Annotated in this window: 11 protein-coding genes; 10 read left to right on the top strand and 1 reads right to left on the bottom strand. The window is 70.2% G+C overall.

Features of this window, described 5'->3' with window-relative positions; translation table 11 throughout:
- Nucleotides 1-131 precede the first annotated feature (131 nt).
- Nucleotides 132-674: a carbonic anhydrase gene (locus AQI95_RS35865; RefSeq protein ID WP_067134048.1), complete on the top strand. Its 543-nt coding sequence runs from the start codon at nt 132-134 to the stop codon at nt 672-674.
- 264 nt (nt 675-938) lie between these two features.
- Nucleotides 939-1790 carry a pirin family protein gene (locus AQI95_RS35860; RefSeq protein WP_244188956.1) on the top strand — a complete coding sequence of 284 codons (852 nt, stop codon included), beginning with the start codon at nt 939-941 and terminating at the stop codon, nt 1788-1790.
- Nucleotides 1791-1880: 90 nt separating this feature from the next.
- Here the strand turns inward: AQI95_RS35860 and AQI95_RS35855 are convergent, their stop codons facing one another.
- Nucleotides 1881-2501: a TetR/AcrR family transcriptional regulator gene (locus AQI95_RS35855; protein ID WP_244188955.1), complete on the bottom strand. Its 621-nt coding sequence runs from the start codon at nt 2499-2501 to the stop codon at nt 1881-1883.
- Nucleotides 2502-2819: 318 nt separating this feature from the next.
- On the opposite strand from AQI95_RS35855, the gene AQI95_RS48475 reads away from it, so the two are divergent.
- The 8 genes from AQI95_RS48475 to AQI95_RS35825 all read left to right on the top strand — a co-directional run bounded on the left by AQI95_RS48475 (nt 2820) and on the right by AQI95_RS35825 (nt 13142).
- On the top strand, nt 2820-3590 hold the full coding sequence (locus AQI95_RS48475; RefSeq protein ID WP_208614348.1) for a thiamine pyrophosphate-binding protein: 771 nt from the start codon (nt 2820-2822) through the stop codon (nt 3588-3590).
- A complete protein-coding gene (locus AQI95_RS48470; protein ID WP_208614347.1) occupies nt 3587-4429 on the top strand; it encodes a thiamine pyrophosphate-dependent enzyme in 843 nt (280 codons plus the stop codon). Before AQI95_RS48475 ends, AQI95_RS48470 begins: the two co-directional genes overlap by 4 nt.
- A 155-nt stretch (nt 4430-4584) precedes the next feature.
- Complete coding sequence (locus tag AQI95_RS35845; RefSeq protein ID WP_079071744.1) at nt 4585-7416, top strand: SpoIIE family protein phosphatase; 2832 nt, start codon at nt 4585-4587, stop codon at nt 7414-7416.
- Nucleotides 7417-7526: 110 nt separating this feature from the next.
- Nucleotides 7527-7664, top strand: a complete 138-nt coding sequence (locus AQI95_RS47555; protein ID WP_159056640.1) for a hypothetical protein — start codon at nt 7527-7529, stop codon at nt 7662-7664.
- On the top strand, nt 7661-8809 hold the full coding sequence (locus AQI95_RS35840; RefSeq protein ID WP_067134036.1) for an ABC transporter substrate-binding protein: 1149 nt from the start codon (nt 7661-7663) through the stop codon (nt 8807-8809). The genes AQI95_RS47555 and AQI95_RS35840 overlap by 4 nt, the downstream gene beginning before the upstream one ends.
- A 305-nt stretch (nt 8810-9114) precedes the next feature.
- On the top strand, nt 9115-10164 hold the full coding sequence (locus AQI95_RS35835) for a PP2C family protein-serine/threonine phosphatase (RefSeq protein WP_067134033.1): 1050 nt from the start codon (nt 9115-9117) through the stop codon (nt 10162-10164).
- A 170-nt stretch (nt 10165-10334) separates the two neighbouring features.
- The gene (locus AQI95_RS35830) at nt 10335-12641 is read left to right on the top strand and encodes a molybdopterin cofactor-binding domain-containing protein (protein ID WP_067134028.1); all 2307 of its coding nucleotides are present in this window, start codon (nt 10335-10337) and stop codon (nt 12639-12641) included.
- Nucleotides 12642-12665: 24 nt separating this feature from the next.
- Nucleotides 12666-13142 (top strand): (2Fe-2S)-binding protein, encoded by a 477-nt coding sequence (locus tag AQI95_RS35825; RefSeq protein ID WP_067134025.1) that lies wholly within the window; start codon nt 12666-12668, stop codon nt 13140-13142.
- Nucleotides 13143-13596: the final 454 nt, after the last annotated feature.

Here is a 13596-nt window from a genome sequence, read left to right as displayed (position 1 = left end):
GGTCGGCTCGCTGCCGCACGCCCGCGGTTCATCGCCGGTCGGGCCGGCCCGCGCGTCGCGGACGCCGATTCCGCGCACGCGGTGCCGGTCTCACAGCCCCAGGCTGCCACCGTCTCCTGAAGGAATCAGCCATGTCGAACTTCACCCCGTACCTGGAGAGCAACCAGGCTTTCGCGGTCTCCGGCGCCCAGGCCGACGTCCCCGAGATCCCGTTCGTCCCCTTCAAGCAGCTGTACCTGATCACCTGCATCGACCCGCGCGTGGAGCCCGCGGCTGTGCTGGGCGTCCGGCTCGGCGAAGCGATCGTCGCGCGTAACGTCGGCGGCCGTGTGACGCCGGCGCTCATCAAGGACCTCGCCTGGATCGTGCACCTGCATGAGAACAAGACTCCTGACGTGGGCTGGTTCGAGATCGCCGTCATCCACCACACCGACTGCGGCTCGGGACTGCTCGCCGACGACGATCTGCGCGCCGGCTACGCCGCCCGCGGCGGCTGGGACGAACAGACCTCCCTGGAGATGGCCGTCCTGGAGCCGTCCAAGACGGTCCCGCTGGACATCGCCAAGCTCCGCTCGGCACCCGAGCTCGCGCCGGGCATCGGCGACATCAAGATCGGCGGCTACGTCTACGACCTCGGGACGGGGAAGATCACCACCGTCGTGCAGCCCGGCTGAGCGGGACGCGGTCGGCATCGACGGCCCAGCCGATCAGCCGCCTGCGGGCGGTCTTGCAGGGGGCGCCATCAGCCGCCGACCAGGCCGAAGGCCTCCTGGACCGAACAACTCAAACGAGTGCTTGACAAGGTCTCCAGGCGTCGGCATATTTCTAATCAAGCATTTGATTACTTTCGTGGAAGTTGGGCGTCCAACCGGACTTCACCTCCGCCGTCACGGAAGGCGCGCACCCTACTCGTCCCGCCCCTCACTCAGCAGCCCGCGGTGCGGACGGACACGCCCCACGGGCTGTCCGAGCCGGCGGTTTCCGGCGAACCCAACCCCACCTCGACTCGGAAGGACGGACGCATGGGCACCACACCCGCTCCGCTCATCGATGTCCACCGGTCCGACGACCGGTCGGAGACCAACCTGACATGGCTTCGCGGCAGGCATTCATTCTGGGTCGGCGGCAGGCCCTACGATCCGGGCAACACCCACCACGGCCTGCTGCTGGTCCACAACGAGGACACCATCCGACCGGGCACCGGCTTCGACACCCATCCCCACCAGGACATGGAGATCGTCACGTGGGTCCTGGAGGGAGCACTGGTACATCAGGATTCGGCCGGCAACTCCGGAGTCATCTATCCGGGACTTGCCCAGAGGATGAGCGCCGGCACCGGGATCCTGCACTCGGAGAAGAACGACTCCCGGCGTCTCGGCCGAGAGCGCCCCACGATCCCGGTGCGCCTGATCCAGATGTGGGTGGTGCCCGACGAGCCGGGCGTGACGCCTGGCTATGAACAGCTGGAAATCCACAACGACCTGTTGTCCGGCGGCCTGGTGACAGTCGCCTCCGGTATGACCCGGCACGGCGGCGAAGCCGCCATCCGCATCCAAAACCGCCACGCGGCACTGCACGCGGCCCGGCTGATGCCCGGTCGTCCGGTGGAGCTGCCCGCGGCTCCCTACCTGCACCTGTTCGTCACCTGCGGATCGGTCGAACTCGAAGGCACCGGCGCGCTGTCCGAGGGGGACGCGGTCCGCCTCACCTCGAGCGGCGGCCAGCGGATCAGTGCCTCCGCGCCCGCTGAAGTCCTCGTCTGGGAGATGCACGCGAATCTCGCGAACTGACCCCGCCAAGGCATGGCGGCGCCGGGCACCGGCCCCGCACGGACGCGGCAGGGCGCCGCGAGCCGCAGGCTGCGGGGTACCCAGCCCCGGTCAGCCAGGTCCCCGGCCGCGTGTCCTCGCGGGGAGTTCTGCGGCCGCCCACCAGGCCGGGGCGCATGCCAGAGTGGCGGCGACCAGATCGTCCTTGGTGGTGGACGGATCACTGAGCCAGGCCTTGATCGCTCCGGCGAAGCCGTGGGCGAGGAACTGGGCGATCACCCGGTGGTCGGCGTCGGGGATGTCGGCACTGGTGGCGCGGGTGAGGTGGTCGAGGGCGTAGCCGTCGAAATGGCGGATCAGCGCGTCGTAGACACCACGGTCCGCCGGGTCGTCGAGGGCGTGCCGGTAGACGCCTGCGAACCGTTCGACGTGGTCAGCGACCTCCGTGACGGCCAGCCGCAGCAGCTCCGGGCCCGGGCATCCCTCGGCGCGGCGCCGGTCCTCCAGCCGGTGTCCCGTCTCCAAGCCCGCGTGGAGGGCCGCGATGAGCGGATCGAGAGGGGTGCTGTAGCGGTTGCAGAAGGTCGCCCGCGTGACCCCGGCACGTTCGGCCAGCTCGGCGACGGTGATCCGGGAGACCGGTTGCCGCGAGGCGAGTTCCACGACGGCCCGTTGCCGGGCAGCGACCGTACAGGTGACGCGGGGATCGGCGCTCTCGCTCGCAGAGTCCACAGGGGACACCTCCGGCCCTCCGCCCGGTTGCAGACCGTCACGAACCAGTGCTCTTATGCATATGTCAGACAGTCCAAGGGAGTCGACATGTCCTCCCGGGTTGCTCTCGCACCGCCGACGTTTCCCACACAGGTCAGGCATCGGCCGTGGTCACCGCCCCGTGCGCACGGCGGGCCAGGGCGCGACCGCCGTGCCACCGGCGCCTCGCAGGTCTCCGGCCCCGCATCGGATCGATGGTCGGGGTGGAGGCGATCAGACGTCTGCCGTCCCGACGACGCCCGCCGCCTCATCCGACAGCAAGAAGGGCCGGTAGCAGCCATGTCTGAGCGAACCACCGTCCGCAGCGTGACCTACGACCTGCTGCGCACGCTCGAACTCACCACCGTCTTCGGCAACCCCGGCTCCACCGAGCAGCCGTTCCTCCAGGACTTCCCCGAAGACTTCACCTATGTCCTGGCACTGCAGGAGGCGTCCGTCATCGCGATGGCCGACTCCTTCGCCCAGGTCACCGGCCGCCCCGCTCTGGTCAACCTGCACTCGTCGGCCGGGATGGGCAACGCGGTGGGCAACCTGGTGGCGGCCTACCACGGAAACACGCCGCTGATCGTCACCTCCGGACAGCAGCACCGGGAGCTGGTGATCGGGGAACCCTATCTCGGCAACCGTGAGGCCACCGAGCTGCCGAAGCCCTGGGTGAAATGGTCCTACGAGCCGGCCCGCGCCGAGGACGTCCCCGAGGCCTTCATGCGCGCCTACGCGATGGCCCTGCAGCCGCCGGCCGGTCCGGTCTACCTCTCCGTCCCCATGGACGACTGGAAGCGGCCCCTGGCAGGCTTCACCCGAGTGCGCACGGTGAGCGACCGCGTGGCCCCCGACGAGGGACGGCTGCGCGCCTTCGCCGACCGCATCTCCGCCAGCAGCTGTCCCGCACTGGTCTTCGGGCCCGAGGTCGACCGCGCCGGCGGCTGGGACGGAGCCGTCGCCCTCGCGGAAGGCTGCGGGCGGCCGTCTACGGTGCCCCCCTGCTGGATCGCGCTTCCTTCCCCGAGGACCACCCCCTGTTCGGCGGCCCGCTGGGGATGTCGGTGAAAACCATCGGTGACCGGCTCACCGGCCACGACCTGGTGATCGTGATCGGCGGAGAGGTGTTCCGCTACTACCCCTACGTGCCCGGCCCCTACCTGCCGGACGGCACCGAACTCCTCCAGATCACGGGCAACCCCGACGTGGCCGCGTCCGCACGTGTGGGCGACAGCCTGCTGGGCGACACCAAGCTGGCCATCGACCTGCTCCTGGACATGGTCGAGGACGGCCGCACGCGGGCCGCTCCGGACCCGATGCCGCGGCCCCGCACGCTGCCGCCCACGCCGAACATGCCGCTCACCCCGCCCGAGGTCTACGCCACCCTGAACAAGGTCCGCCCGCCGGACGCGGTCATCGTCAACGAGTCGACCTCGACGATGGCGCAGCAGATCGAGTGGCTGCCGACCACCCGGTCGGGATCGTTCTTCGCCACGGCCAGCGGAGGCATCGGCTGGGGCACCCCGGCCGCCGTAGGCGTCGCGCTCGGCGACCGGGACCGGGGCGTGGAGCGGCCGGTGGTCGGTCTGATCGGCGACGGCTCCTTCCAGTACTCCGTGCAGGCCATCTACACGGCGGCCCAACACCGCCTCCCGATCGTGTATGTGGTCATGCGCAATCAGGAGTACTCGATCCTCAAATCCTTCGCGGTGCTGGAGGAGACACCGGGCGTCCCCGGCCTCGACCTGCCCGGACTCGACATCGCCTCCGTGGCCCGCGGCTTCGGATGCCGGGCCGTCGACGTGGAGACCGCGGAGGATCTGGAGCAGGAGTTCAAGACGGCGCTGACCGCCGGTACCACCACCGTCGTCGTCGTGTCCACACAGCCCCAGAGGGCCATGCTGTAGGGAGCGCACGGCGTGCGCCACACGGACCGGGGGCACATCGTCACCGGTGATGCCCGGAAACCGGGCAGGGCCCCCGCGCTCGTCACCGTCCCTGAGCGGAGCAGTCCGTCCCCGCCGTTTCGTGGTCGACTGCCGAGAGACGATAGAAAGGAGATATGAGTGGGGTACCGGGTCGATCCGGGCACGATCCACCTGATGTGACCGCGAGGGCTCGCCGGTCCGGTCCGCCGCGTCAGGCGGGAGAGGCGTGGCGGTCGGGTTCGCTGCTGAACGTGCACAGCCTCGCGGGCCAGGTCTTCCTGCTCCAGCTGGCGGTTGTGATGTTGCTCGTCGCCGCCGCCCTGGTGGCGCTCGTTGTGCAGGCTCAACGCGACGTCATGGCGGACGCCCGCCACCGGACACTCGCCGTGGCGCAGACGTTCGCGAACTCCCCGGGGATCGTGGCGGCGCTGAACAGCGCGGACCCGACCGCGGAGCTGCAGCCGCACGTCGAGGCGGCCCGCAAGGCCACAGGCGTCGACGCCGTCATCGTGTACGGGCTGAACGGGATCACCCTCGCCAACAGCGACCCGCGCCAGATCGGGAAACGTGTCATCGGGCCCTACGCGGCGGCGGCGAACGGCAAGCCGTTCACGAGTACGTTCAAGGGCTCGCTGGGGCTCTCCGTGGTCTCGGCGGTGCCCGTCAAGAATCCCGCTGGTTCGGTCATCGCCATCGTCTCCGTGCCCGTCACGGTCGAGAGGGTGCAGCACCGGGTGAACAGCCAGCTGCCGGTCCTCCTCGGCGGCGCCGCCTCGGCCCTGGTCCTCGCCGCGGGCGGATCGGCCCTGGTGGGCCGACGGCTGCGGCGGCAGACGCACGGCCTGGGGCCGACTGAGATGGCCCGGATGTACGAGCACCACGACGCGGTGCTGCACGCGGTGCGGGAAGGAGTGCTGATCGTCGGCGGTGACGGCCGACTGCTGCTGGCCAACGACGAGGCACGACGGCTTCTGGACCTGCCGGCGGACGCGGAGCGGCGGCACATCACCGATCTGGGGCTGGACGAGGGCCTCGCGGAGCTGCTGGCCTCCGACCGCGCCGCCACCGACGAGGTGTGCCTGGCGGCCGACCGGCTGCTCGCGGTCAGCAAGCGCCTCACCGCACCGCACGGACCGGCCGGCAGCGTGGTCACCCTCCGGGACACCACCGAGCTGCGGGTCCTGACCGGCCGGGCGGAGGTGGCGGGCGAACGGCTGCAGTCGCTCTACGACGCCGGACTGCGGATCGGTACCTCGCTCGACGTGAAGCACACGGCCGAGGAACTGGCCGAGGTGGCGGTGATCCGGTTCGCCGATATCGTGACCGTCGATCTGCTGGAACCGGTCCTGCGCGGCGAGGAGATCTCCGGTGCGCCCGACGGGATCGGCGAGTTGCGCAGCACCGCCGTCGCGGGTCTCGACGCGGGCCATCCCCTCCACCCCGTCCGCGAGCTGATCCGGCTCCTCCCGGCCCAGCCCGTGTCCACGGCGATGACCGAGGGCCGCCCGGTCCTGGTCGCGGACCTGAGTGCCTCGGACGTCCGGCCGCCCGAGCAGCCCGACAGTGCCCGGCGGATCCTCGACGACGGCATCCACTCCCTGCTCGTCGTGCCGCTGCGCGCCCGCGGTGTGGTGCTGGGCGTGGTGATCTTCTGGCGCGCGACGGGTTCCCCGTCGTTCGAGGACGAGGACATCTCCTTCGCCGAGGAACTGGCCGCCCGGGCAGCGGTGTGCATCGACAACGCCTGCCGCTACACCCGCGAACACGACATGGCCGTCACTCTGCAGCGCAGCCTGCTTCCCCGTGCGCTGCCCAGGCAGTCCGCCCTCGAGGTCGCCTACCGCTATCTGCCGGCCGAGGCCGGGGTGGGCGGGGACTGGTTCGACGTCATCCCGCTGTCCGGTACCCGGGTGGCGCTGGTCGTGGGCGACGTCGTCGGCCACGGTCTGCACGCCGCGGCGACGATGGGCCGGCTGCGCACCGCCGTGCACAATTTCGCCAGCCTGGACATGCCCGTGGAGGAGTTGCTGGGCCGGCTGGACGAGCTGGTGGCGCAGATCGACGCCGAGGAGGTCACCGCAGTGGAGCACGGGCAGGGGGTGGTCACGGGAGCGACCTGCCAGTACGCCGTCTACGACCCCACATCCGGGCAACTGGTCATCGCCACGGCCGGCCACCCGGGACCGGCGGTGGTCCAGCCCGACGGAACCGTCGACTTCCCCCAGCTGCCGGTCTCCCCGCCACTGGGCCTCGGAGCCGGACTGCCGGTCGAGACCACCGAGCTGACCGTGCCCGACGATTCCCGACTGGTGCTCTACACGGACGGGCTGATCGAGGACCGCACCCGGGACCTGGATGTCGGTCTGGAGGCCCTGCGCGACGCCCTGAGGGGGCCCGCCCGCACGCCGGAGGCCACCTGCGCGGCGGTGATGGAGGCCATGCTGTCCGACCGGCCCCGGGATGACATCGCGCTGCTGGTGGCCCGCACGCGCCGGCTCGGACCGGATCAGGTCGCCGAGTGGGAGGTGCCCCGCGACCCCGCGGCGGTGGCGCCCGTGCGCACCGCCTGCGCCCGTCGACTTGCGGAGTGGGGACTGGAGCGGGTCGGGTTCACCGCCGAACTCATCCTCAGCGAGCTGATCACCAACGCCATCCGCTACGGGGCCGAGCCCATCGCCGTACGGCTGCTGCGCACGGAGCCGATGGGCAGCCCCGACGCGGGCACCCTGATCCTCGAGGTCGCCGACGGCAGCAGCACCTCGCCGCACCTGCGCCGGGCGAAGCTGACCGACGAAGGCGGCCGTGGGCTCTTTCTGGTCGCCCGCTTCTCCGAACGCTGGGGAACCCGCTACACGGCCACCGGCAAGGTCATCTGGGCCGAACAGTCCCTGCGCAACGACGCCACGCCGGAGGCGGACGACCTCGGCGAACTCCTGCTCGACCAATGGGACGACACCGCGCTGTGAGGTGCGGCGGGTAGCCGCCGTCCCCCGGCCTCGACGCCGCGCTGACGTCGGTGACCTCGGGCTTTCCGTGCGGCATTCCGCCGTCGACGCGGCCGGGTACCCTGACCTCGATGACCCCTTTGTCGGTGCCGTGGAGCCGAGGAAGCCGGGAGGCGCAGCGCGAGGGCCCGCCGCTCGGGAGCCGGTGGCACTGCGGGCAGTCGGTCGAGGTGACCATCTCGTCCCCGTACGTCCGGGAGCAGCCGTGACTACAGCGAGTGCCCGAGCAGCGGCGGTCTTCGGCTGTTTCACTCTTGTGGCACTGGGCCTGAGCGCTTGTGAGAAGACACCGCCCGCCGGCCCCGCGAAGCCGTCGGCGGCCACGTCCGCCGAGAGCATGGGCGGCATGCACGCGCTGATCACCGCGGCGAAGCGAGAGGGCACGCTCAGAGCGATCGCGCTGCCGCGTGACTGGGCCAACTACGGCGCCCTGATGAACGGCTTCGAGAAGAAGTACGGGATCAAGGTCACGGTCGAGAACCCGCTGGGCCACAGCGAGGACGAGATCGACGCCCTCAGCAAGAGGGGGAACCGGCCGACAGCACCCGACGTGATCGACGTCGGCGACACGTTCGCACGAAAGGCGGCGGCGCAGAATCTTCTCGCGCCGTACAAAGTAGCCGCTTACGATTCGATCCCCGGCAATCAAAAGGACCCGGAGGCCCGCTGGTCCAACAACTACGGGGGCTACATCTCCATCGGCTGCGACGCCGGCCGGGTCAAACCCTGTCCGGAGACCTTTGCCGATCTGCTGAAACCCGGCCACAAGGGCGACGTCGCGCTCGAAGGCGATCCACCCCGTTCGGCCACCGCCTTCGCCAGTGTCTACGCGGCCGCGCTGGCGAACAACGGGTCGTTCGGCAATGTCCAGCCAGGTCTCGACTTCTTCGCCGAACTCGACAGGCGCGGCAACTTCAACCCTGTCCATTCCAACTGGACGACAGTCGCGAGCGGCCGGACCCCGATCAGCATCAACTGGGACTACATCAACCTCCAGTACGCCGACCAGCTTCGCGACAAGGGTGTGAACTGGCAGGTCGCGATCCCCTTCGACGGCAGCTTCGCCCAGTACTACGCGCTGGCCGTCAACAAGAACGCCCCGCACCCGGCGACCGCCCGCCTGTGGCAGGAGTACCTCTTCAGCCCGGAGGGCCAGAACCTCCGGCTGCGCGCCTATGCCCGCCCGGTACTCATGGACGCCATGAGGCAGGACGGCACTCTCGACAAGGCCGCCGCCGCACGGCTGCCGACGGTCGAGGGAACGCCGCACTTCCCGACGGACGCGCAGCTGGAGAAGGCGAGGCAGACGGTCGCCCAGGGCTGGGCGAAGGCCGTCCCCGACCGGCAGGGGTGATCCGCCCTCGCCCATCGGCTGTGCGGCGAACGGGCACCGGCAGGGACCCTCGGGCTGCGGAAGAAGTACGGAGACACCCGCTTGGCAGCCGCCCACGCAAGGGAAATATCGGACGTACGTTCGCTTTCCATGCCCGCCGGAGCGGCGCGGAACAGGTGCGACGCCGACGGGGCCGGCGAGTCGGTCCGGGGACGGGTGGCGGCCGACTCGGATCCGTCAGGGCGCTATGCCCTCATTACGTAGATATTGTGTGTGATGTGATCGAGTCAGGACGGCCACGGCTCCGTCGTCGCCACGGCCGGGGGATGCTTGTGCGGCTGTCGCCGGTCATCCTGACCGTCGTCATCGCCAGCCTGGCGTACTCCACTCCCCCGCAAATGGCCTTCAGCCGCCTCCTGCCCGCGGCTCCGGCCCTCGCCGCCTCCATGTGGCCGGTGCTCCCCACGGTTCTGCTGGGGACCGTCTGCCTCTTTCTGATGATCGGCCTCAGCATCGTGTTCCCCGGTCTGGGGACATGGTGGACGGCTGCCGGGATCATCGCGGTCACCGTGGCGGCCGCCTACGGCAGTCACGTACGGCTCCAGCGGGAGCGGACCCTCTTCCAGGTGCGGCTCGTCGCCGACGCGGCGCAACAGGTGGTGCTGAGTCCTCTGCCACGCCGCTTCGGGAGCGTCGAAATCGAGTCGCTGTATCTCGCGGCCGCGGCGGAGGCCCGCATCGGCGGGGACTTCTACGAGGTGGTCGACACGGGATACGGGGTCAGGCTGCTCATCGGTGACGTGCGGGGCAAAGGCCTGCCGGCCGTGGGGGCGGCCGCGGCGATCGTCAACGCCTTCCGGGAGGCGGCCTACGACGAGGCCGACATGGTCAGCGTCGCACGCCGACTGGACGCCAGCAGCACCCGCTACAACGCCGCCTTTCCCGTTGAGAGGACGATGGAGCGCTTCGCCACCGCCCTTCTCGTCGAGATCCCGCACGGGGGCGGGCGCATCGAGATCCTCAACTGCGGGCACCCCCCGCCGCTGCTGCTGAACCGCGGGGAACTCCGTGCCCTGGAGCCCACCACTCCCTCGCCCTTGCTCAACCTCGCGGAGCTGATCGGCGATCACTACAACGTCGACACCTTCGACTTCGCCGCCGGCGACCTGCTGCTTCTCTATACCGACGGGGTCGCCGAAGCCCGCGCCCGCGACGGCGAGTTCTTCCCGCTGGCGGCCTGGATGCGCCAACAGCCCCCGACACCGCCCCACGAGTTGCTCACCGCTCTTCACCGCGACCTCCTCCACTACAGCGGAGGACGCCTCGACGACGACATCGCCGCCCTCGCCGTGCGCCTGCGTGAACCCTCGGAGTAGGCCCGGCCCGGATCCCGGCCACGTGGCGCCTCTGCACACGGAATCTCCCTGACTTTCGGTCAGCCCGGCCGACGGGCGCGCGGAAGTCCGTGATAGAACCCGTGAGTTGGATGGCGACTCTGGTGCGCGGCCAGGCAAACGGCGACGGCGCAGAGCGGAGGTGTGCGTACATGACCGGCGCTGAGCGTTCGGCTCCCGCGGGACCTGATGGGCGTGTCGTCGGGCGGAGGCGGTTCCTCGGTTATGTGCTGGCGGCGCCGATCCTGGTCGCCGCCGCCGAGCTCGGTACGGCACCGCGGGCCGCAGCCGGTATCCCGTCACCGGAGCCCACGGCGCTGCTCGACCTCAACGACGTGATGACCGCGGCGGCGCTGCCGACCTCGGGTCTGATCACGGTCGAGGTCCACGCGGACGGCACTGTGTCGTTCGCGCTGCCGCGGGCCGAGGTCGGTCAGGGGATCACCACCTCGACGGCCGTGCTGATCGCCGAGGAACTGGACGTACCGTTGGAGCGGATACGCGTGTCCCTGGCCGACGCACGCCCGGAACTGCTGTTCAACCAGCTCACCGGCGCGTCGAACACGACCGTCTCCACGTACCACCCGATCCGGGTCGCCGCCGCGGTCGCCCGGGGCCGGCTGCTGCGGGCCGCCGCGATCGAACTCGGCGCGGCGGTCACCGATCTCACGCTGAAGGCCGGTGTCGTCACCGATCTCGTGGGTCGGAGCATCGGTATCGGCGCACTCGCCGAGAAGGCCGCGAGCATGACGACACAACAGGTCTCGGTGGAGCTCAAGCCGCGGGAGAAGTTCACCGTCATCGGCGCCCCGCACGGCCGGGTCGACGCGCTGGCGGCGGTCACCGGGCGCAAGAAGTTCGCGATGGACCTCGACGTGCCGGACGCCAGGCCGACCATGGTGTGCCGGCCGCCCACCATCAACGGCAAGGTCGGATCGGTGGCCAACGCGGACGAGGTCCGCGGCATGCCGGGCGTGACCGACGTCGCCGTGATCGCGACCGGGGTGGCGGTGCGGGCGCAGACCTTCGGCCAGTGCATCGACGCCGTGCGTGCCCTGCGCGTCGACTGGCGGCCCGGTACCGCGGAAGGCCAGTCGGACGAGTCCGTGCTGGCGCAGCTGAAGGCCGCCGAGCCTCCCCTGGGGCTTCCGCCGCTCACCCCGTACGTGGAGGAGAAGTTCACGTTCCACTTCCGCGGGAACAGCGCGCTGGAGCCCAACTGCGCGGTGGCCGACGTGCGCTCGGACCGCGCGGAGATCTGGGCGTCGCTGAAGTCACCGATCGTCGCGAAGGAGACCATCGCCGCCACGCTGGGACTTCCTCCGCAGGCGGTCACCGTGCACGTCACGGAAGGCGGCGGCTCCTTCGGCCGCAAGCTCTTCTTCGACGCCGCGCTGGAGGCGGCGGAGGCGTCCCAGAAGATGGGCAAGCCGGTCAAGCTCATGTGGCACCGCGCCGACGACTGCCGCCAGGGGCGAGCCCACCCCATGGCCACCTCACGCGTGCGCATCGACTACCTCGGCGGCACGGTGCTCGGCTACAAGCAGCGGCACACCAGTGTCGCCACCGACCTGAGCCACGGGCTCGGCGAGGTCTTCACCGCGCTGGCCGCGAAACTGCCGGTCGGTGACATCGGATTCTCCGAGACGTTCTTCCAGCTCTCCCAGTCGACGCCCTACGAGTTCGGTGTCAGCACCCGGCTCCTGAACGAGACCAACAAGGGCTTCAACACCGGCAGCATGCGCAACGTCTACTCCCCCGACGTCACCTGTGCCCGGGAACTCATGGTCGACCGGCTCGCGGCCACGATGGGCAAGGATCCCCGCCGGTTCCGGCACGACTTCCTGCACGAGGACCGCTCCCGTGCGGTGCTGGACAAGGTCGCCGAGGCCGGCGACTGGGGCCGGGCGATGCCGGCCGGCACCGCACAGGGCATCGCCTTCCACTCCGAGTACCACTCCGTCAGCGCCGCGCTGGTGGAGATCGACTGCCGGCCCGAGACCGTGAACCGTCCCATCCGCGACGGCGTGGCCGGGCCCCGCGTCACCAAGGCCGTCTTCGCCGTGGACGTCGGCCTCGCCGTCAACCCCCGCGGCCTGGAAGCGCAGATGATGGGCTGTGTCATGGACGGCATCGCCCAGGCCCTGACGTCCAGTCTGCACCTGCGCGACGGCTACTTCCTCGAGGCCAGCTGGGACAACTACTTCTACACCCGGCAATGGAACTCCCCGCCCGACCTGCGGATCATCGTCATGCCGACCACCACCGGGGAGCCCGGTGGCGCCGGTGAGCTGGGCGTCGCCGCGTCGATGGCCGCGGTCGCCTGCGCCTACGGCCGTGCCACCGGCACGATGCCCACCACGTTCCCGATCAACCACGGCACGCTCTCGTTCACGCCCAAACCGACCGTCCCGCCCGTACCGCAGTCACCGACCGACGGCCTGAACCACGCCTACTGACGTACGTCCGAGCAAGGAACTCCCGTGCCTGAACACACATTCCGCCTCAACGGCGAGCAGGTCACCGTCGATGTCGCCGACGACGTACGGCTGTTGTGGGTGCTGCGTGACGTGCTGGGCGTCACCGGCCCCAAGTACGGCTGCGGCATCAACGTCTGCAAGGCGTGCACCAGTCACCTCAACGGCAGGGCGGTCAACCCCTGTGCGATCCCCGTCAAGAACCTGAAGCCGAGCGACGAGGTCACCACGATCGAGGGCCTGGCGGCCACGGTGGGCGCAGACCTCCACCCCATGCAGCAGGCCTGGCTCGACGAGGACGTGGCCCAGTGCGGCTACTGCCAGCCGGGCCAGATCATGGCCGCCGTCGCGCTGGTCCGCAAGATCGCGGAGGAGAACCGCGAGATCACGGACACCGACCTCGACACGATCCGAAACGTCTGCCGCTGCGGCACGTACTTCCGCATCCGGGAGGCCATCAAGGCCGGCGCCGAGAAGATGTGAGGGCGGACATCCTCCCCTCCCCGCCCCGTTCGGGGAGCGGGAGGCCCGCGATCCCGATCGGACAGCCGAAACTGCGACGCCCTGTTCTTTGCGGTCGGATGGGGCGCGTTATGAGCCAATCGACGCGCCTGACACGGCGACCGGATGCGGCGGAGGCCGCATGGTTCACCGGTATATGACCGAGCGGACACACCGGTGCCCACTCCATGTCCACGGCCCGGTGGTTTCGCGGCGCAACGCTGCGAAAGGACGGCTCGGCATCAGTTTGCCGTCCGTACGGTGCGGGCTGGGGCACCGCCTGCGGCAGGCTCGTACACGGCCGCGAACGGCTGCATCGGCCCGCCCCGGGCGGCGACAGCCAGGATGTGTCGCATAGGTCCATCGACTCCCATCGGACCAGACCCCTGTCGGCCATTCGGGGTCCGGGCCACGGGCGACGAGAGCGCGTCGGGCC

Origin of the sequence: Streptomyces yokosukanensis (assembly GCF_001514035.1) — a bacterium.
In the GTDB taxonomy this organism is placed as follows: domain Bacteria; phylum Actinomycetota; class Actinomycetes; order Streptomycetales; family Streptomycetaceae; genus Streptomyces; species Streptomyces yokosukanensis.
The sequence above is the reverse complement of the archived record's forward strand: the minus strand, read 5'-3'. Positions and strand labels throughout refer to the sequence as shown.

Bases quoted from the DNA above. Each gene is read 5' to 3' on its own strand.
- AQI95_RS35865 (WP_067134048.1), top strand. From the start codon at position 132: ATGTCGAACTTCACCCCGTACCTGGAGAGCAACCAGGCTTTCGCGGTC.
- AQI95_RS48475 (WP_208614348.1), top strand. From the start codon at position 2,820: ATGTCTGAGCGAACCACCGTCCGCAGCGTGACCTACGACCTGCTGCGC.
- AQI95_RS35845 (WP_079071744.1), top strand. From the start codon at position 4,585: ATGAGTGGGGTACCGGGTCGATCCGGGCACGATCCACCTGATGTGACC.
- AQI95_RS47555 (WP_159056640.1), top strand. From the start codon at position 7,527: ATGACCCCTTTGTCGGTGCCGTGGAGCCGAGGAAGCCGGGAGGCGCAG.
- AQI95_RS35835 (WP_067134033.1), top strand. From the start codon at position 9,115: ATGCTTGTGCGGCTGTCGCCGGTCATCCTGACCGTCGTCATCGCCAGC.
- AQI95_RS35830 (WP_067134028.1), top strand. From the start codon at position 10,335: ATGACCGGCGCTGAGCGTTCGGCTCCCGCGGGACCTGATGGGCGTGTC.